The organism is Streptomyces sp. NBC_00236 (assembly GCF_036195045.1).
GTDB lineage: Bacteria > Actinomycetota > Actinomycetes > Streptomycetales > Streptomycetaceae > Streptomyces.
The window spans coordinates 2,836,369-2,855,585 of record NZ_CP108100.1; the positions used below are offsets into that span (position 1 = coordinate 2,836,369).

Genomic DNA, 19,217 nt, shown 5'->3' on the forward strand with positions numbered 1-19,217 from the left:
TGCGCAAGATACTCCTCACCACCCCGACCTGTCCCGATTTCCGACAACTCTCGGAATCCGGGTGATCACTCCGGGTAGACCTGTGCACATGACCGCATGGCTGCCAGACGAAACGACCCTGCATCACGGCAACGGCCCCCACCACCACACCAGTGAGGGCGCCGACATCTTCGCTGTCCTGCGCGAGCAGGCCGGGAACCAGGCGGCCCAGGTGACCGCGGCCGGCGCCGCCTGGCTGGCCGGGGCGGCGGCGTATCCGCGCAGCACCCTGGCCCAGTGGGAGTCGCACCCCTCCGCGCCCGGCGTCCTGCCGTGCGGTTCCGCCTTCGACGTGGTGAACGTGCCCACGCTGTTCGGGCGGCGCATGCTGGAGCACCTGTGGGCCGACGGCCCGGGCTCCGGCCCGGTCGCCACGCACCGCGGCCGGATGCTGCTGTTCGCCTCCCCCGGCACCGCCCAGCGCCTGCCCTCGCTGCTGGACTGGGAGGAGTGGGGATCCGGTCCGGGAACGCGGTCGGTCGAGGACCCGCCGGAGCCTCAGGACGGCGGCCCGAGAGTGCCCCCGCTGCTCTGCCACGGCGCCGGCGACGCGGTGACGGTCCCGCCGCTGACCTGCGGCCCGTCCGCTTCCGGGCCCCGTTGGGTGGTCGCCCCCGACACCCGCAACCCGTGGCTCCCGGGGCCGGACGTCCTGCTCTGGGCCTGTGTCCGGGTGGCCCGGTCGGTGCCGTCTCCGGCGCCTCGGATTTCGATTTTTCCTCCCACGGATCAGGGTGCTAAGGTCTACGACGTCAGCAGGCGCCGCTAGCTCAGTTGGTTAGAGCAGCTGACTCTTAATCAGCGGGTCCGGGGTTCGAGTCCCTGGCGGCGCACAGACGGAAGAAGCCCCCTCGCGAGAGCGAGGGGGCTTCTTCGTTGTCACCCACCGCGCTCACGTCCCCGTGGTGATCCGGACCGTCCACGCGCCCGAAGGCGTCCGGTCGGCGACCTCGACCGTGGTGTGCCCGCCGGGCACGGAGTAGGTCTCGCCGACCCTCAGCGGGGCGTCCGCGAGCGGCGGGTAGACGGAGCGGTCCCAGCAGGCGTCGGTGTCGGGGTGGGTGTCGAGGACATCGACCGGGCCGCCGCCCGAGGCCGTCCCGTTGCGGATCCGGTAGAGCAGGACGCCCTCGGTGCAGGTGGCGCTGTCGTTGCCGGTGGCACTGCGGGCCTCGATGGCCACGGCACTGCCCTCGCCGGTCCTGATCACGGCCAGCCGGGTCCCGATGGACGCGCCGGGCACGGGTACGGCGGCCATCGGCTCCAGGGTGACGACCCGGTCGCTCTGGATGCAGGTCACCTGCCGGTCGTCGAGCCACCCCAGCTTCCACTTGTGCCAGCCGAAGAGGTCCGGCGCGAGACCGAACTGGCTGCCCATGACGTCCCAGTCGCCGACGTACGTGTCCCAGTCACCCTTGCCGTCCGAGGGCCGGTGGTAGAGGTCGGCCAGGTCGAAGACGTGTCCGGTCTCGTGGGCGAGGACGTTGTGGTCGGGCGGGTGCTGTTCGAAGACGGTGACGACGCGCCTGATGTCCTTGCCGTCGGCGTGCAGCGGGCGGTCGAAGTTGACGACCTTGGTGGCGTCGGAGTCGACACCCGGGGCGTCGGGGTCGGCGACCAGGTAGACGATGTCGTACTTCGAGAAGTCGACGGTGGGGTCGGCCGCGTCGATCGCGTCGCGCAGATAGGCACTGCGCCGGTCGTTGTCCCAGTCGCGCTGTATCCCGTACCAGACCGATGGCTCGGGCATCCGGATCCACTGGCGCTGGGGGTGCGGGCGCAGGGTGAACTTTCCGTACGAGGCGCGCTGGAAGAACCGGGTGGTGGCGGGGAAGTGGTCGGCGGCGAGTTCGGCGGGAGTGGTGACGGGCCGGGCGTCGGGGAAGGAGAGGAAGACCATGACCGCGTCGAGGGTGTGGTCGGGGCGCGGATAGGCACCGTTCCAGCTGTCCACGCCGAGCGAGTGGTGGACGTCGGTCCGGGGCAGCGCGCAGGGGGCCGCCTCTCCGGAGGCGGCCACGGCGGGGCCCGCGACCAGAGAGGTGGCGGCGAGTGCGAGGAGGGAGATCAGTCCGGCGGCCACCGCGCGGGGGCTGGGTCTCTCCACCCCTCCGGGCCCTTGCTGACGCGGCACATCTACCTCCGGTGCGGGGTGCGGGCTCCAGGACCCTCCTGACCACCTTGTGGCGTTTCGTGAGGTACGTCCTGTTGGGCTGCACCACTCGGGTCAGCGACCGGACCGCGGCACTGGTTTCACGGACAGTCACAATCGATCACCGAAGCATCGGGACAGACCAGAACCGCGCACAAAAGATCAGTCGAGGGCAAACCGGGTCACCCCGCGAATGGCTCAAGCACGGCGGACGCGAGGTCGTTGTCCGTCGGGGCGCTGGAACGGCCGAGGCGCCAGCCTCTATGCTTCACCTCGTTATCCTGCGCGGTTCCCGCCCCTGACGACGGCGCTCCACGCGGCGGGCCAGTGCGACCAGAGGCGTCCGGGACAGAACTGCACGGCGGGAGCGAACGGTGAGCGGAACCTCCGAAGGGCCCAGGCCCGCGGCAGGCACAGCAGCCCCTTCCCCACCGCAGGCCCTCACGGAACGTGACGACATGTGGCCGTCCGCCGGATCGCCGTCCGATCTGCACGACTACCGGGCCGCGTTCAGGGCCGCCACCCTTCCGATGGCCGTCGTCGACCACGAGGGCCTGATCGTCACCGCCAACGAGGCCCTGGCGGCGCTGACCGGTGTCGGCGCGGCGGCGCTGACCGCCCAGTCCGCATCCGACCTGGTCGATCTCGCCGCGGACGGCCGCACCTGGCACGCGTACCGCGAGGTGCTGCACGGCCGGCGCTCCCGCTTCCGCTGCACCCGCAGGCTCAAGCACCCCGACGGGCGCTCGCTGTGGGCCGAGATCACCGTCGTGCCGATGCCCGCGGCTCCCGAGCGGGACGCCGGAGCCGCGCCCCGCCAGATGCTGCTCTCCGTCGCCGACGTCAGCGACCGGCGCGAGCTCCAGAAGCGGCTGCGCCATCTCCAGATGCACGACCCGGTGACCCGGCTGCCCAACCGGACGCTGTTCTTCGAGCGGCTCTCGGCGGTCCTGGAGACGGCTCCGTACCAGGACGACAGCATGCCCGGACGGGGCCGGATCGGACTCGTCTACCTCGATCTGGACGGCTTCAAGGCCGTCAACGACACCCTGGGCCACCGGGTCGGCGACCGGCTGCTGGCCGCCGTCGCCGCCCGGCTCACGGACTGCGCCGAGCAGGAGGGCCCGCATCCCACGGGCGCTCATCTGGTGGCGCGCCTGGGCGGGGACGAGTTCGCGATCCTGGTCGAGGAGTCCACCGGTACGCAGCAGCTGACCGATCTCGCCCGCACGGTGCTCGCCGCGCTGCAGCAGCCCTTCGACCTGGCCGGTCAGCGGCTCTCGGTGTCGGCGTCGATCGGCGTGGTGGAGCGGCCCGTCGCGGGCACCTCGGCCACGGGTCTGATGCAGGCGGCGGACACGACGCTGTACTGGGCGAAGGCGGACGGCAAGGCCCGCTGGACCCTCTTCGACCCCGAACGCAACGCGCACCGGATGACCCGGCAGGCCCTGTCGTCCAACCTCCGCCCGGCGGTCGAGCGCGGCGAGTTCACCATCGAGTACCAGCCGTTGGTCTGCATGGCAGACGGCGTCGTACGGGGGGTGGAGGCGCTGGTGCGCTGGAACCACCCGCAGTTCGGCATGCTCTCGCCGAATCGGTTCGTCGCGATCGCCGAGGAGGACGGCTCGATCGTGCAGCTCGGCCGCTGGGTGCTGCGGGCGGCGTGCCGGCAGGCCAGACGGTGGCAGCTGGACCACCCGGACGAGCCGCCGCTGTTCATCAGCGTCAACGTGGCCGTACGCCAGGTCTGGGACTCCGACCTGGTCACCGATGTCGCGGAGATCCTCGCGGAGACCGGCCTGGACCCGGCGCTGCTGCAACTTGAGCTGACCGAGTCCGCGGTGATGGGGTCGGCGGGCCGCCCGCTCCAGGCCCTCCAGGCGCTCAGCGACATGGGCGTCCGGATCGCCATCGACGACTTCGGGACCGGCTACTCCAACCTCGCCTATCTGAGCCGCCTGCCGGTCTCCGTCCTGAAGCTGGACGGCGCCTTCGTGCGCGGTTTCCGGTACGAGGACGGCACGCATCCCAGTCCCGCCGACGAGACGATCGTCGAGGCCATGGTCCAGCTGGCCCACCGCCTGGGCCTGACCGTCACCGCGGAGTGCGTGGAGACGGCCGGCCAGGCGGAGCGGCTGCGCCGGATCGGCTGCGACACCGGGCAGGGCTGGCTCTACTCCCGCGCGGTAGCCCCGGAACGCATCGCGGAACTGCTCGGGGCCCGGGCCCTGAAGACCTGAGCGGGCCCGGAGTCCCTCAGAGCGTCGGCAGGCCGTACGCGTCCGCGATGAGGCCGTAGCTGCGCAGCCGGGCCTCGCCGCCGTGGGCGTTGGCGGTGATCATCAGTTCGTCGGCGCCGGTGCGCTTGGCCAGGTCGTCGAGGCCGGTGCGGACCTCGTCCGCGGTGCCGTGGACGATGTTGACGAGCCAGCTGTCGACGAACTCCCGCTCCATCGGGGTGAAGGCGTACGCCTCCGCCTCCTCGGGCGTCGGCACCAGGCCGGGGCGGCCGGAACGCAGGCGGAGCATCGACAGCGCGCCCGTCAGCACCTGGCGGCGGGCCTCCCGCTCGTCGTCGGCGGCCAGGGCGGCCACACCGATCAGGGCGTACGGGGCGTCCAGCACGGCGGACGGCTTGAAGGACTCGCGGTACAGCTCCAGGGCCGGGATGGTGTTCTGGGCCGAGAAGTGGTGGGCGAAGGCGAAGGGCAGGCCGAGCATGCCGGCCAGCCGGGCGCTGAATCCGGAGGAGCCGAGCAGCCACAGCGGCGGGCGGCCCGGGGACTGGACGCCGCCCTCGGAGGTGGCCTGGACGGGGCCGGGGACCGCGTGGATGCGGGCGTAGGGGTGGCCGTCGGGGAAGTCGTCGTCCAGGAACCGCGTGAGCTCCATGAGCTGCTGCGGGAAGTCGTCCGCGCCCTCGTTGAGCCGCTCGGTGCGGCGCAGGGCGGCAGCGGTGGCGCCGTCGGTGCCGGGTGCGCGGCCGAGACCGAGGTCGACGCGGCCGGGGGCCATGGCCTCCAGGGTGCCGAACTGCTCGGCGATGACGAGCGGGGCGTGGTTGGGCAGCATGACGCCGCCGGAGCCGAGCCGGATGCGTTCGGTGTGGGCGGCCGTGTGGGCCAGGATCACGGCCGGCGAGGACGAGGCGACGCCGGGCATGGAGTGGTGCTCGGCGACCCAGTAGCGGTGGAAGCCGCGGCGTTCGGCGAGCTGGGCGATCTCGACACCGGTGCGCAGGGCCTGGGTCGCGGTGCGGCCCTGGCCCACGGTGACGAGGTCAAGCACCGAGAGGGGCACGGGTGCCGTCCCCTCCGCCTTGCCACGGATCTCGTCGCCTCGAATCTCGTCCACGTCCTGGCCTCTCCGGTGGTGCGTCTGGTCCGGAGCTGTGCAACAGGAGGTTGGCTCCGCTTATTCCCGGCCGCTCGTTCCGCTCACCGCCCGGGAAGCCCGGTTCAGGGCCGCTTGCCGTGGGCGTAGGACCTACCGCTCCCCCATTCCACCGGGGCGGGCGGCGATTCGCGGGCTTCGAAGAGGGTGCCGAGCCGGGGCGACCAGGCAGGGCGGTCGGCCAGTCGCAGGGCCTCGCGGGCTGCCACCTGGTTCGCGGTGAGGACGGGCTTGCCGAGGAACTCCTCCAGGGCGGGGAGGTGGCTGACCGTGTGGAGGGCCGTGTCCGGCAGCAGGACGGCGTCGGCCTCGGGGCGGTCGGCCGCGGCGGCCAGCTCCTTCAGCCGGTCGAGCCCCCAGCCCGCGGCCTCGGCGGCGCCGGTCACGCCCGCCGCATGGGTGGCGACCACCTCCATGCCCGTGGACCGGAGGAAGGCGGTGAACTGCGCGGCGACGGCCTCGGGATAGGTCGCGGCGACCGCGACCCGGTTGGCGCCCAGTTTCCGTACGGCGTGGACGAAGCCGATGGACGTGCTGGAGGCCGGCACGCCCGCCGCCCGTGCCACGGCCATGACCTGGTCGTGGGCGCCCTGCGGCCCGTACAGGAAGCTGCCGCCGTCGCACGCCCAGACGACGGCCTGGACCCCGGAGCGCTGGAGCTCCTCGACCCCGGCGGCGAGCCGGCCGGGGGTGCCGAGCTCGCGCAGCGCGTCCTCGCGATAGGCGTCGTCGGGGCTCTCGGTGTGGCGGACGACGAGTCTGATGGTGCTGTCGAGCAGGATCTCCATGCGCGGGTAGTCGTCCTCCGCGAAGTGGCCCGGGTAGAGGAATCCGACGGTCGTCATGTCCACCCTTCCTGATACCGCGTGTACTGCGCCTACTGCCTGCACCGCCTGTTTCACGGCTCCTCTACCAGTATTCCCCCATCCGCCCCGGTCACCGCTCCGACCTGTTGACGGGGTGAGGTGCGACTGCGAGCGTGGTGCGTCCGCAGCCCCAGCCGACGCGGAGGAACCGCCCCCATGCCGGACCCCGTCCTGCTCGTCCTGGACGCCGACCCGTCGCCGCGTCTCGGCGCGCTGACCGGGCGGGTGCAGGTCCGGTACACGGACGCCGCGGGCCTGGCCGGGGCGCTCCCCCACGCCGACGTCCTGCTGGTCTGGGACTTCACCTCGGACGCCGTCCGCGCCGCCTGGCCGGGCGGCGGGCCGCGCCCGGCCTGGGTGCACACCGCGAGCGCGGGAGTGGACCGGCTGCTCTGCCCGGAGCTGGCGGCGAGCGACACGGTGGTGACCAACGCGCGGGGCGTCTTCGAGCAGCCGATGTCCGAGTACGTCGCGGGCCTCGTGCTGGCGTTCGCCAAGGACCTCCCCGGCACCCTGGACCTCCAGCGGCGCCGCCGGTGGCGCCACCGCGAGTCGGCCCGGGTCGCGGGCTCGCGTGCGGTGGTCGTCGGCGCCGGCCCGGTCGGGCGGGAGATCACCCGGCTGCTGATGGCGCTCGGCGTCGAAGTGGCCCTGGTGGGACGCACGGCCCGGCGCACGATCCATGGCGCCGAGGATCTGGACCGGCTGACCGCCCGGGCGGACTGGGTGATCTGCGCGGCACCGCTGACCCCGCAGACGTACGGGATGTTCGACAGCAGGTTCTTCGGGCTGATGCAGCCCTCGGCCCGGTTCATCAACGTGGGGCGCGGCCCGATGGTGGTCGAGGAGGACCTCGTCGGCGCGCTGCGCAGGCGGTGGATCGCGGGGGCGGCGCTCGACGTGTTCGAGCGGGAGCCGCTCGGCCCGGACAGCCCGTTGTGGGACGTGCCCGGCCTGATCGTGTCGCCGCACATGAGCGGTGACGTGGCGGGGTGGCGGGACCGGCTGGGCGAGCAGTTCGTCGCGATGTACGAACGCTGGGAGGCCGGGGAGCCGTTGCCGAACGTGGTGGACAAACGGCTCGGCCACATCCCGAGCCCGGACACGGAAGGCTGATCCCAACCCGGGCCGTCCACACCCCACTTCGCCACCCATACCGGACATCTACGGATAACACCCCGTCATCCACCGGACCGCGCAACGAAATACACCCCGCGCACGATCCGTCGCACTCCGCCCTTGTTCGGACACGGGAAGGTCACCCTCCGGCCACCGTTCGGTTACATGCGGCCTCTTCCTGCATAGACGTACGGGATCGGGCAGGCGCCAACCCTGTCCGGACTGTTCGACCCCTCCAGGAGATTGCGAACCATGGCTGACTTCCCGAACCTGTCCCGCCGGGGCTTTCTCAACCGATCGGCAGCCGTGGGCGGTCTGCTCGTCGTCCCCGGCCTGCTCACCGCGTGCAGCAAGACCGGCGCCGACTCGGCCGACGGCGAAGGGGCGCTCGACAAGCTCCGCAAGCAGGGATTCGTCCGGGTCGCGTACGCGGACGAGGCCCCGTACGGCTACATGGAGGGCAAGGCGCTGAAGGGCGAGGCGCCCGCACTGCACCGGGAGATCTTCAAGGCGCTGGGTGTGGACGAGCTGCGCCCCACGCTCTCCGAGTGGGACGGGCTGATCCCGGGCCTCCAGGCCGGCAAGTACGACGTGGTCAGCGCCGGTATGGCGATCACGCCCGAACGCTGCGCCAACGCCCTTTTCTCGGAGCCGGAGTTCATCTCGCCGACCGCGCTGATGGTGAAGAAGGGCAACCCGAAGAAGGTCACCGACCTCGCCTCGGCGAAGGCCGCCGGGATCACCGTCGGAGTGATGGCGGGCGCCGTCGAGGGCTCGTACGCCGAGGGTGCCGGGATAGCCAAGGACAAGATCAAGTCGCTGCAGAAACCGCAGGACGGCGCGGACGCCGTCAAGGGCGGCCGGGTCGACGCCTTCCTGCTGACCGGCATCTCGCTGCGCTGGCTGGCGAAGACCAACCCGGAGACCGAGGTCACCGAGGCCTTCCTGCCGGAGCTCGACGGGGTGAAGCAGTACAGCCCGGGCGGCGCCGTCTTCCGCAAGGGCAACGAGGAGCTGCGGGACGCGTTCAACCGCGAGCTGAAGAAGATCGTCTCGGACAAGTCGCGCTATGTGGAGCTGCTGCGCGACTACGGCTTCGGGGCCACCGAACTCCCGCCGGCCACGTTGAAGACGGCCGATCTGTGCAAGGGCTGACAGGGACGGAACCCACCGCATGAGTGATTTCTTCTCGGCCTTCGCCGATGACCTTCCGCAGCTGCGCTCGGGCCTGTGGGTGACCCTGGAGGCCACCGTCCTGGGCGCCCTGCTGGCGCTGTTCCTGTCGTTCGTCCTCGGCCTGATGTCCATCAGCCGGCAACTGGTGGCGCGGGGCGTCTCGCGCGTGATCGTGGAGTTCTTCCGCGGCACCTCGCTGTACGTCCAGCTGTTCTGGCTCTACTACGCGATGCCGCCGCTGACGGGGTACGAGCTGACGCCGCTGCTCTGCGGCGTCGTCGCCTTCGGCCTCAACTACGGTGCCTATGGCGCCGAGGTGGTGCGCGGCGCCATCAACTCCGTACCGCGGGCCCAGTACGAGGCGGCGGTCGCGCTGAACATGACGCCGCTGCACCGGATGCGCAAGGTGATCCTGCCGCAGGCGTGGGTGCAGATGATCCCGTCCTTCACCAATCTCTTCATCCAGTTGCTGAAGTGCACACCGCTGTTGTGGCTGATCTCGGCGGCCGACCTCATGACCGTGATCGAGAAGCTGCGCACCCGCACGGGTGAGACCCTCACCGCGTATCTGACCCTGCTGGCCTGCTACTTCGTGCTGGCCTACGCGCTGACCCTGCTGATGAACCTGCTGGAGCGCTCCGCCAAGCGGCGGCTCGGGCTGGCGACCGGCGGGGGCAGCCTGCTGAAGTCCCGCAGCGCGGTGACGGCCCCGGCCGCGGGAGGTGCCCGGTGAACGAGGGATTCGACTGGAACGCGGCCGGCGACGCGCTGCCGCTGATTCTTCAGGGGTTCAAGGTCACCCTGCTGGCCACGGTGCTGGGAACGCTCGTCGCCGCGGTGCTCGGGCTGGCGATCGCGGTGGCCGGACGGGCCCCGAGCCGGTTCGTGACCGTGCCGGTGAAGGTGGTGATGGAGTTCATCCGCTCCACCCCGCTGCTGGTCCAGCTGGTCGGCGCGGCCGCGCTGTTCACTTCGGTGGAGCCGCTGACCATCGGCATCGTGGTGCTGGGCATCCACTACGCCACGTACACCTCGGAGGTCTACCGCGCCGGGATCGACGGTGTACCGAAGGGCCAGTGGGAGGCCTGCCGGGCCCTGTCGATGACGCCCCGGCGGACCTGGCAGGCCGTGATCCTGCCGCAGGCGGTGCGCAACGTACTGCCCGCACTCGGGAACTACGCGATCTCGATGTTCAAGGAGACCCCGTTCCTCGCCGTGATCACGGTGCAGGAGATGGTCTTCGAAGCCCGCAAGTACGGGGGTGACCACTTCGCCTACACCGAGGTGTTCACACTTGCCGGACTGGTGTTCCTGGTCGCGAGCTACCCCACGTCACTCCTGATGAGGAAGCTGGAGAAGCGCCTTGGCCACTGAACCCCTCCCCCTGCAGAAGACCTCGGCCGCGGCCCCCGAGGACGTCGTCGCGGTTCCCGCCCCCCGGGACTCCGGGCATCCGCTGGTCCGCTTCGACAAGGTCGTCAAGCGGTACGGCGACCATGTCGTCCTCGACCAACTGGACTTCACGGTCGAGCGCGGCGAGCACGTCACCCTGATCGGGCCCAGCGGCTCGGGCAAGACCACGATCCTGCGGCTGCTGATGACGCTGGAGAAGGTCAGCGACGGCGTGATCCGGATCAACGGCGATCCGCTGACCCACATGCAGGCGGCCGACGGCTCGCTGAAGCCCGCCTCCGAGAAGCATCTGCGCGAGGCGCGGAAGAAGATCGGGATGGTCTTCCAGCAGTTCAACCTCTTCCCGAACATGAAGGTGCTGCAGAACATCACCGAGGCTCCGGTCAACGTCCTCGGTATGGACCGCAACAAGGCGGAGACCCGGGCCCGGGAGCTGCTCGACCTCGTCGGGCTGTCCGCGAAGGTCGACGCGCATCCGTCGCAGCTCTCCGGTGGGCAGCAGCAGCGGGTCGCGATCGCCCGGGCGCTGGCGATGGAGCCGGAGATCCTGCTCCTGGACGAGGTGACGTCGGCGCTGGACCCGGAGTTGGTGGCGGGGGTGCTGGAACTGCTGGGCGACATCGCCAGGAACACCGACATCACCATGCTGTGTGTGACCCACGAGATGAATTTCGCCCGCGACGTGTCGGAGAAGGTACTGATGTTCGACGCGGGACGGGTCGTGGAGTCGGGTTCGCCGGAAAAAATCTTCTCCGATCCCGAACACGAACGTACTCGCGAATTCCTCAACGCGGTGCTGTGACCTCGGCATCCGTCGATCGTCTTTGACTCTGGCATATGCCAGACGGGTGCGCCCCAGCTGACAGAGGCGGGGCGCACCAGCCAGTAGTCAACAGCCCCCCATTTCCGGCCTCTTGGCGGCTATCGTGGTGGCAGAGCTTGCGGTCACAACCTGGTAGGGGGAAACCGTGGCGTTGAAGCCCGAACCGACCGCACCGTTCCATTCGGTGCAGTACGCCCTGCGTGTTCTCGAAACGGTCTCCAAGCACGGCAACGGTGTGACGGACACCCAGATCGCCCGGGAGACGGGACTGCCCGTCGGGCATCTCGCCTCCCTGCTGCTGACGCTGCGCCGCGAGGGGTACGTCGAGCAGATCACCGACGGTGCGTACGTGACCGGCTCCTCGCTGCTGCTCCTCGGCTCGGGCGCGGCCCGTCGGCAGGCCCTGGAGGCCAAGCTCCAGCAGACGCTGGTCCAGCTGCGGGACTCGGTGGGCGCGGCGGTCTACATCAGCCGGTACGTGGACGGCGAGATCCGGGTCACCCAGTACGCCGACGGCTCGCGGACGCCCGCGGTCAACGAGTGGGTGGACTTCCGCTCGGCGGCCCACGCCTCGGCGATCGGCAAGTGCCTGCTGACCCAGCTCGACCAGAACGGGCGGCGCGACCACCTCTCGCGGCACAAGATCGCCCGGCTGACCTCGCGGACGATCACGAGCGAGCGGGTCCTCTTCTCCAAGCTGGACAGCCAGCCGGCGACGGTTCCCGTGCTCGACCTCCAGGAGTACGCGGTCGGCACGGTGTGCGCCGCGGTGCCGCTGACGGCCGGAGCGTCGGCGGGGTGCCTGGCCCTGTCCCTGCCGGTCGAGGACGCGCACCGCTTGCGCGCGGCGGCGGACGCGCTGAACCGGCGGGCGGCGCCGGTGCTGCTGTCGCTGGCGCTGTAGGGCCCACTCGTCCTGCGTCGTCCTCACACCCCGGACGGACCTCAGCCGACCCGGCCCCTCCTCAGCACCGCGTCCTCACACCCCGGACGGGCCTCAGATGGCTCGGCCCCTCCTGGGCACTGTCTCCCTTTTCAATCGCCGGACGGGCCGGGCCTCGCGCGGCGTCAAGCGGCCCGGCAGAACGCCGGGGCGCCGGCCGGGGTCAGGGCGCGGCCCTCTGCCGCGTGCACGGGACGTCCGGTGGTCGCAGCCTCCGCACGGTTCCGCGCGAAGACGACGAGGCGCAGCACCGCGAACCGTGCGACACCGGCGAGCGCGGAGGCGGACAGGTAGACGGCTTGCTCCAGCACGGCCCCCGGCGCCTCCACCAACCGCTGGAGCACGAACATCGCCACACAGGTCACTCCGTACGCCGCCGCGGCCGACCCGGCCGACTGCCCGTGCTGACGCCAGGTCGCACGGCCACCCGCACCGAAGGTGAAACGGGCGTGCAGCTCGGTGGCCAGGAGCGTGGACACTACGGTGACCAGGGCGTTGGCCAGAGCCCATGGCATCCAAGAGGCCAGGGCCGCTACGCCGAAGCCGGCAGCGATCCCCACTCCGCCACCGCAGACCACGAAACGGGCGAAGGCGGTGAGGGCGCCAGGTGCGGCCGACTGCTGCCGCGTCGCCTGCATGACGTGTCCCCCCTTGATGGCCCACCGAACCTGGAGCGAGAGCCCTTCGCTCCGCAGACCGAGGCTCATTCGCAGTGGTGCCATGATGGCACACAAATGGCACCATCGCGAGGCTCATGTGGCACCTCATGACGTCCGCGCTGGCGTCGCCATGCGACCGGGATCACAAACGCGCAGGTCACCAGGGATACCCATGCGTGTCGTCAGCACCCCTGAAGACCAGGTATTATTTTTGAGTCAGCAAGCGCCGCTAGCTCAGTTGGTTAGAGCAGCTGACTCTTAATCAGCGGGTCCGGGGTTCGAGTCCCTGGCGGCGCACAGACAGCACACGAGGCGGTCTCCGTTCAACGGAGACCGCCTCGTGTGTTTTGTGCTGCCCGCAGCCATGTACAAACGTTTTACACACACGTACTAGACACTTGTTTTAAACGCTCGTATATTCCCTGGCATGACGAACGCTACGAACACCGAAGCCCGTCCCGGCGATCTCGCCGGCCGTCGGGAGTGGACCGCCTTCGTGGTCCTGCTCCTCCCTCTCCTCCTCGTCGCGATGGACGTGTCCGTCCTCTTCTTCGCGATCCCCTCCATCGACCGGGACCTCGCACCCAGCGCCACTCAGCAGCTCTGGATCTTCGACGTGTACGCCTTCGCGCTCGCCGGTCTCCTCATCACGATGGGCTCGCTCGGTGACCGGATCGGCCGGCGCAAGCTCCTGCTGTTCGGCGCGGTCGCCTTCAGCACCGCATCGGTCGGTGCCGCCTACGCCACCAGCCCGGAGATGCTCATCGCGGCCCGCGCGCTGCTCGGGATCGGCGGGGCCACCCTGATGCCGTCGACCATGGGCCTGGTACGGAACATGTTCCGCAACGACAAACAGCGCGGCCGGGCCATCGGCATCTGGTCCGGTGCCATGGCGGGCGGCATCGCGCTGGGTTCGGTGCTCAGCGGCGTCATGCTGGAGCACTTCTGGTGGGGCTCGGTCTTCCTCGTCAACGTGCCCGCGATGGTGCTGCTGCTGGTCCTGGTGCCGGTCCTGGTGCCGGAGTTCAAGGACCCGAACCCCGGGCGCTTCGACTTCCTGAGCGTGCCGCTGTCCATGGGCTCCGTGCTGCCGGTCGTGTACGGGGTCAAGGAGACCGCCGCCGAGGGCATGGACCTGCGCAACGGTCTGGTCATCGCCGCCGGGCTCGTCGTCGGCCGGTTCTTCGTCCGGCGTCAGCGCACCCGCGCCGACGCCCTGATCAGCCGGGAGCTGTTCCGTGACCGGAACTTCGCCGCCGGGATCGGGCTGAACGCGCTGGCCGCGTTCGCCATGATGGGCTCGTCGTTCTTCACCACGCAGTACCTGCAGTCGGTGCTCGGGATGAGCACGATGGAAGCCGCGTTGTGGAGCCTGGCCCCGTCCCTGGCGGTCGGCGCGGCGGCGCCGGCAGCCACCGCGATCGCCCAGCGGACCGAGCGTGCCCGGGTGATCTGCGCCGGCTTCGTCATCGCCGCCGCCGGATTCGGTGTCCTCGCCCTGTCGGGTACGGACTCCCTGGCGATCCTGCTCATCGGCTCGGCCGTGATGAGCTGCGGGATCGTCACCGTGATGGCGCTCGTCTCGGACCTGGCCCTGTCCACCAGCCCGCCGGAGAAGGCGGGCTCGGCGGCTTCGCTGCTGGAGACGGGGCAGGAGTTCGGCGGCGCGATGGGCATGGCACTGCTGGGTGCGGTGGCGACCGCGGTCTACACCGCGGACATGCCGGACTCCGCCCCGGAAGTGGCCCGCAAGACCCTGCCGGGGGCCCTGTCCACCGGCGACGGCTCACTGATCGCGGTCGGGCGGGACGCCTTCGTCCACAGCATGCAGTACGCCTCGGTGGCCGGCGGACTGCTCCTGCTGGCCGGGGCGGTGCTGGCGGTGACGCACCTGCGACAGCCGGCCTCGCAGCCCGGCGTCTCGGACCCCTCCGCCTCAGAACCCTCCACCGTGTGAGGACAGCAGTTCATGGCGCCCGTGTTCCTCGTACTCCCGTATCAGCGGGCCGAGTTGTTCCGCTCCGAACGGTTCGTACGCACCACCGCCCCCGTTCCACCACAGCGGTCCCCCGGACCAGAATCCCTCCCGGCGCAGCCCGACCCGGTGCACCTTGTTCGTCGCGGTCACCGGCATCGCCCCGACCACGCGCACGAACCGGGGGGCCATCTTCGTCCCCAGGTCGGGCTGGTCCCGGAGGAAGGCCGCGAACGCCTCCGGATCGAACCGTGCCCCGTCACGCAGCGCCAGCGCCGCCATGACCTGGTCCCCCGCGACCGGGTCGGGCACCGCGTAGACCGCGACGGCCGCCGCGTCGGTCCAGCGGGCCAGGATGTTCTCGATCATCGCGGCGGCCAGGTTCTCGCTGTCGACCCGCAGCCGGTCCTCCGTGCGGCCCGCGAAGTACAGGAAGCCGTCGGCATCGCGGAAGAAGAGGTCTCCGGTCCAGTACCAGCCGTCGCGCACCCGGGCGGCGTCCGCCGCCTCGTTGCGCCAGTACCCCTCGAAGGGGGTCCGACCCCGGTTGACCAACTCCCCTATCGCTGCGGCCCCGTTGGTCAGCGTGCCGCCGGGGCCGAAGACGGCGGCGACCCGCTCCCGGCCGGTCTCGGGGTCGACGACCGCGAGATCGTCGCGGTCCGACGCCCGGCCGATCGCACCCGGCGGGGTGTCCGGCGTCCGCTGGATCGCCGCCCCGCCCTCCGAGGATCCGTACCCCTCCACCAGCCGCACCCCGAACCTCTCCCGGAAACGGGCCGCGTCCACGGCGCCCGCCTCGGTGCCGAAGCCGAGCCTCAGCGGATGCTCGCGGTCGTCGGGGCGCTCGGGGGTGGCCAGCAGGTACTGCACAGCACGGCCGACATACGTGAAGTACGTGGCGCCGTGCGCGCGTACGTCGTCGAGGAAGCCGGACGCGGAGAAGCGGCGGCGCAGGGCGACACCGGCTCCGGCGGACAGGGCGGGGGCCCAGTCGGCGATCACCGCGTTGCCGTGGAACATCGGCATGCAGATGTAGTGGACGTCCTCGCCCCGGATCCCGAAGTGGTCGACGAGCGACCGGCCGGCCGCCGCCAGCCGTCCCTGGGTGCAGATCGCGGCCTTGGGCGCACCGGTGGACCCCGAGGTGAAGTACAGGAGCATCCGGGTCGCGGGGGCCGGCCGCTTCAGGACGGTGTCGCCCGGCTGCGCCCCGGCGTAGGGGGTGAGGAGCGCGGTGTACGCGTCGGTGTCGGTGACCAGGACGCGTACACCCGGCAGCGCGAGGCCGTCGAGCAGCGGCAGATGCGCGCGCTCGGTGATCAGCACCCGGCATTCGGTGTGCAGGATGTCGCGGGCCAGTTCGGCGCCGCGGCGGGTGGGGTTGATGCCCGCGACGGCGGCCCCGGCCAGGGCCGCCGCACTCAACCACAGGGGGAATTCGGGGGTGTTGTCGAGCAGCACCCCGAGGTGCGGTTCGCCGCCCGCCGGCAGCAGTTCCGCCAGGAGCGCGGCCCGTGCGGCAGCACCCGAGGCGACCTGATGATGAGTGAGGACGGTGCCCTCATGTCTCAACCCGGGCCGGTGGTCGCCCCATTGGCGCTGAACGAGCTCCGCGACGGTGCCTGCGCTCCCCATGGCGCCGCACGGTAACCGACCAGGCGTCAGAACTGAACATCCGAGCACGCGTAGAAGGCGTTCGTCGTGTCGGCGACGTTCCACACGCTGAGGATGATGTGCTTCCCGGTCTTCTGGGTGGGGATGGTGCCCTGATGGGTGAGCGTCGACGGCGGCTGCTGGTTGCCGTACGGCACCGTCATGAAGGGCTGCGACTCCAGGGCCGCCCTGGTGAGCGGCTTGGTGGGGTCCCAGCCGTTCTTGGTGATGTAGTAGCGGAAGTCCGATGTGGCGTGCCGGGCGGTGAACTGCCAGCGGAAGCTGAAGCCCTGGCCCGCGGTGACCTTGGTGGCGGGCCAGTTGCCGCCGCGCGGGTCGTCGAGCTGGGCGAACTGGCCGTTGCCGCCGGAGCAGATCTTGCCGTCGGCGGGGCCGGCCGCCGGGAAGCCCTTGGGGCCCTCGACGCTCTGCGGCTCCCACTGGATGTTGCCGCAGCCCGTCACCGTGCCGTTGGCACACAGCTTCTGACGGCTGATGGGATTGTCCGTGTAGCCGTGGCTGTTGGCACTGCTGGTCGCGAACATCGAGACGCCCGCTACCGCAAGGCCGACCAGGGCCGCACCTGTCTTCTTACGCATTGCTGCCGCTCCTCGGAGACGTGGGGGAGGTTCCATGAGCACTGCTACGCGCGTGTTGTGCGGTCTAGACCAAGGCCTAGATTATTGACGCAGCATGAACATGTCCAGACCAATGAGAGCTGGATTCCGGTTGCCTCCGAGGCGCCGGGCAGAAGGGTTCAGGCGCTGTCCCCACCACTGCGGCCGGTGTAGAAGGCCACCGTCAAGTCCTTGACCAGGGACTTGCGTTCGTAGTCGTCGAGCTCCACGAGGCCCCGGGCGGTCAGCCGGTTGACGGTGTCGTCCACGGCGTCCACCACCGAAGTCAGCACGCTGTCACGGTGCTTGGCGTCGATGGCCGCGATCCGTCGCCGCTGCATGGCCGCCGCCACCTCGGGGGCGTACTCGATCCCGGTCGGCTGCGCGGAGTACACCTCGACGCCGACCGGTTCGCAGTCCGCCTTCAGCATCCGGGTCAGCGCGTCGCCGACCGCCTCGGCGTTGCGCAGGGTGTGCGCGTCCTCGTGGAAGGCGTCGGCGGGCAGCTGGGACAGGACCCGCGCCATAGCCGCCTCGACCTGCTCGCGCAGGTACTCCTCGTAGCCCTCGATCCCCAGTGTCGCCCGCACGGTGTCCTTGACCCGCCACACGACGAGAACGACGACCCGCAACGCGGTGCCGTTGGCGTCCATCGCCGGCAGCGGCTCGCTGCGCCAGTGCCGCAGCCGCACGTCGACCCGGCGGCGCAACAGCAGCGGACTGACCCACATCAGCCCGGTCCGCCGCACGCTGCCCCGGTACCGGCCGAAGAGCGTGAGCACCCACGCGTATCCGACCCGCCCCCGGCTCAGACCGCCGAACGCGAAGAGCACCACGGTCACCAGCAGCGCGAGCCCCGCCCACGTACCGATACCGAGTCCGTCGTACGGACGCGGGTCGACCCCGACCCGCGACAGCACCCGGGCCGGCAGCGCGCCGGTCCACCACAGGACTCCGCCGGTCACGGCGATCCCGCCGAATCCGGTCAGCACCGCGACCCAGCCGGGCAGCGAAGGCCCCGGCCGTTCATGGAGCCGGGGGTCGGCGTCCGGCGCGGGCCGGGTCGAGGGCCGCACCTGCGAGGCCCTCGGCACCGGCGCCCGCCGGACGCCGGCCGGCTGCTCCCCTTCGGGGGCCCTGCCCACGACGGTGGCCGGCAGCGCGGCGGCGTCCGCCCCGGCTTCGCGCTCCTCACGGAAGAGCAGGTGCACGGGGATGGAGGCGGTGCGCTCGTTGGCGATGACCGCCTGGTGCCGGCCGGTGTCCACCCGGGCATCGGCACGGAACTCGCCGGTGTCCTCGCCGGTGAACATGAGGGAGAGCGAGGCGGGGGCGGGGCCCGGCCTCGCTCCCGAACCCGAACCCGAAGCCGAACCCGAAGCCGGCACGGACGCCGGGGCCTCGGGCGCTGCGGAGGCCTCGGGGGCTGCGGAGACCTCGACGAGGGCCGCGGCGGGCTCGGGGAGTGCGCAGGGCTCGTCGGCCGCGGCGGGCTCGGGGACCTCCGCACCCTCGTGGACCTCATGGACCTCATGAACCTGATGAGCCGCCGGAACCTCGCGGCCCTCCATCACCTCGCGGCCCTCCGGTGCGGGCGCGGGCAGCAGTTCCGAGACATGCGCCCCGGCATCGCGCAGCAGCGGCGGCCCGGCGGCAGCGGCTTCGGCGGCCTTCCGGAACACCGGGCCGGCGTGCGCGGCCTCCGGCTCCGGAGCGCTCCCCGTCGCCTCCGTGACCGGACCCGCCATCGGCGCCCCCTTCGACGCCGGCACCGATACGGACGCCGAGGTCGCCCCGAATCCGGTGCCCCCGGGTACACGATCGCCCTCGCCCGGCACCAGGTCGAGCACGAGGTCGACGACGGAGTCCGGCCCGGACGCCGGCAACGGCCCCCCGGACACCTCGGCCGAACCGGGCACAGGCACACCGGGCACGGGCACGCCCGGCCCCGCATCCAGCACGCCGGGCCCCGCTCCCGACACATCCGGCCCGCCAGGCCGCGTCTCCGACGTATCCGGCACGCCCGGCCACGTTCCCGACACATCCAGCCCGCCAGGCCGCGTCTCCGACGTATCCGGCACGCCCGGCCACGTTCCCGACACATCCAGCCCGCCAGGCCGCGTCTCCGACGTATCCGGCACGCCCGGCCGCCCCGCGTCCGAACCGCCGGCCCGCGGCGGCTCGTCCTCCACCGCCCAGCCGCCCGACCCGGCGCGCTCCCCCGCCGCCGCCCAGGCGTCCGTGACCCGGCCCGCCCCTTCCGGGCCCACCCACTCCCGTACCGGGACCGCCCCGTACCTCTCCTCCCCGTACTCCGGGTCCTCCCGGTTCTCCGGGTTCCCGGAGCTGTCCGACACCGTGGATCGCATTCCCGCCTCCGTCATGT

General features: G+C 71.2%; 16 protein-coding genes and 2 tRNA genes. 11 read left to right on the forward strand and 7 right to left on the reverse strand.

Features of this window, described 5'->3' with window-relative positions; genetic code table 11:
• Nucleotides 1–88 precede the first annotated feature (88 nt).
• Entirely contained in the window at nucleotides 89–808 is a 720-nt protein-coding gene (locus tag OG446_RS12675; RefSeq protein WP_328894132.1) for a bifunctional DNA primase/polymerase, read from the forward strand.
• Nucleotides 799–872, forward strand: a tRNA-Lys gene (locus OG446_RS12680). The genes OG446_RS12675 and OG446_RS12680 overlap by 10 nt, the downstream gene beginning before the upstream one ends.
• A 59-nt stretch (nucleotides 873–931) precedes the next feature.
• Here OG446_RS12680 and OG446_RS12685 read toward each other — a convergent pair.
• A complete protein-coding gene (locus OG446_RS12685; RefSeq protein ID WP_328894133.1) occupies nucleotides 932–2,146 on the reverse strand; it encodes a M6 family metalloprotease domain-containing protein in 1,215 nt (404 codons plus the stop codon).
• A gap of 503 nt (nucleotides 2,147–2,649) precedes the next feature.
• On the opposite strand from OG446_RS12685, the gene OG446_RS12690 reads away from it, so the two are divergent.
• Nucleotides 2,650–4,431, forward strand: coding sequence for a putative bifunctional diguanylate cyclase/phosphodiesterase (locus OG446_RS12690; RefSeq protein ID WP_443050095.1), 1,782 nt, complete (start codon nucleotides 2,650–2,652; stop codon nucleotides 4,429–4,431).
• Between the two features lie 16 nt (nucleotides 4,432–4,447).
• On the opposite strand, the gene OG446_RS12695 is transcribed toward OG446_RS12690, so the two are convergent.
• Both OG446_RS12695 and OG446_RS12700 read right to left on the reverse strand, forming a co-directional pair.
• Nucleotides 4,448–5,545, reverse strand: coding sequence for an LLM class flavin-dependent oxidoreductase (locus tag OG446_RS12695; protein ID WP_328894135.1), 1,098 nt, complete (start codon nucleotides 5,543–5,545; stop codon nucleotides 4,448–4,450).
• Between the two features lie 104 nt (nucleotides 5,546–5,649).
• A complete protein-coding gene (locus OG446_RS12700; protein ID WP_328894136.1) occupies nucleotides 5,650–6,429 on the reverse strand; it encodes a maleate cis-trans isomerase family protein in 780 nt (259 codons plus the stop codon).
• A gap of 177 nt (nucleotides 6,430–6,606) precedes the next feature.
• Here OG446_RS12700 and OG446_RS12705 point away from each other — a divergent pair, with 177 nt between their 5' ends.
• The 6 genes from OG446_RS12705 to OG446_RS12730 all read left to right on the forward strand — a co-directional run bounded on the left by OG446_RS12705 (nucleotide 6,607) and on the right by OG446_RS12730 (nucleotide 11,885).
• Nucleotides 6,607–7,566 carry a D-2-hydroxyacid dehydrogenase gene (locus OG446_RS12705; RefSeq protein ID WP_328894137.1) on the forward strand — a complete coding sequence of 320 codons (960 nt, stop codon included), beginning with the start codon at nucleotides 6,607–6,609 and terminating at the stop codon, nucleotides 7,564–7,566.
• 255 nt (nucleotides 7,567–7,821) lie between these two features.
• On the forward strand, nucleotides 7,822–8,724 hold the full coding sequence (gene ehuB, locus OG446_RS12710; protein WP_328894138.1) for an ectoine/hydroxyectoine ABC transporter substrate-binding protein EhuB: 903 nt from the start codon (nucleotides 7,822–7,824) through the stop codon (nucleotides 8,722–8,724).
• A gap of 19 nt (nucleotides 8,725–8,743) precedes the next feature.
• Nucleotides 8,744–9,478, forward strand: coding sequence for an ectoine/hydroxyectoine ABC transporter permease subunit EhuC (gene ehuC, locus OG446_RS12715; RefSeq protein WP_328894139.1), 735 nt, complete (start codon nucleotides 8,744–8,746; stop codon nucleotides 9,476–9,478).
• Nucleotides 9,475–10,119, forward strand: a complete 645-nt coding sequence (ehuD, locus tag OG446_RS12720; protein WP_148018841.1) for an ectoine/hydroxyectoine ABC transporter permease subunit EhuD — start codon at nucleotides 9,475–9,477, stop codon at nucleotides 10,117–10,119. The genes ehuC and ehuD overlap by 4 nt, the downstream gene beginning before the upstream one ends.
• Nucleotides 10,109–10,960, forward strand: coding sequence for an ectoine/hydroxyectoine ABC transporter ATP-binding protein EhuA (gene ehuA / locus OG446_RS12725; protein WP_328894140.1), 852 nt, complete (start codon nucleotides 10,109–10,111; stop codon nucleotides 10,958–10,960). Before ehuD ends, ehuA begins: the two co-directional genes overlap by 11 nt.
• Nucleotides 10,961–11,126: 166 nt before the next feature.
• Entirely contained in the window at nucleotides 11,127–11,885 is a 759-nt protein-coding gene (locus OG446_RS12730) for an IclR family transcriptional regulator (RefSeq protein WP_328894141.1), read from the forward strand.
• A 164-nt stretch (nucleotides 11,886–12,049) separates the two neighbouring features.
• Here OG446_RS12730 and OG446_RS12735 read toward each other — a convergent pair whose 3' ends face one another.
• Entirely contained in the window at nucleotides 12,050–12,562 is a 513-nt protein-coding gene (locus tag OG446_RS12735; RefSeq protein WP_328898284.1) for a GtrA family protein, read from the reverse strand.
• Between the two features lie 244 nt (nucleotides 12,563–12,806).
• Here OG446_RS12735 and OG446_RS12740 point away from each other — a divergent pair.
• Both OG446_RS12740 and OG446_RS12745 read left to right on the forward strand, forming a co-directional pair.
• Nucleotides 12,807–12,880: transfer RNA gene (locus tag OG446_RS12740), tRNA-Lys, on the forward strand.
• Nucleotides 12,881–13,010: 130 nt separating this feature from the next.
• On the forward strand, nucleotides 13,011–14,540 hold the full coding sequence (locus OG446_RS12745; RefSeq protein ID WP_328894142.1) for an MFS transporter: 1,530 nt from the start codon (nucleotides 13,011–13,013) through the stop codon (nucleotides 14,538–14,540).
• Here OG446_RS12745 and OG446_RS12750 read toward each other — a convergent pair.
• From OG446_RS12750 to OG446_RS12760, 3 genes are all read right to left on the reverse strand, one after another.
• Nucleotides 14,520–16,196 (reverse strand): AMP-binding protein, encoded by a 1,677-nt coding sequence (locus OG446_RS12750; RefSeq protein ID WP_328894143.1) that lies wholly within the window; start codon nucleotides 16,194–16,196, stop codon nucleotides 14,520–14,522. The genes OG446_RS12745 and OG446_RS12750 overlap by 21 nt on opposite strands.
• A gap of 26 nt (nucleotides 16,197–16,222) precedes the next feature.
• Nucleotides 16,223–16,813: a lytic polysaccharide monooxygenase auxiliary activity family 9 protein gene (locus OG446_RS12755; protein ID WP_328894144.1), complete on the reverse strand. Its 591-nt coding sequence runs from the start codon at nucleotides 16,811–16,813 to the stop codon at nucleotides 16,223–16,225.
• A 158-nt stretch (nucleotides 16,814–16,971) separates the two neighbouring features.
• Nucleotides 16,972–19,200, reverse strand: coding sequence for an SPFH domain-containing protein (locus OG446_RS12760; protein WP_443050097.1), 2,229 nt, complete (start codon nucleotides 19,198–19,200; stop codon nucleotides 16,972–16,974).
• Between the last annotated feature and the right edge of the window lie 17 nt (nucleotides 19,201–19,217).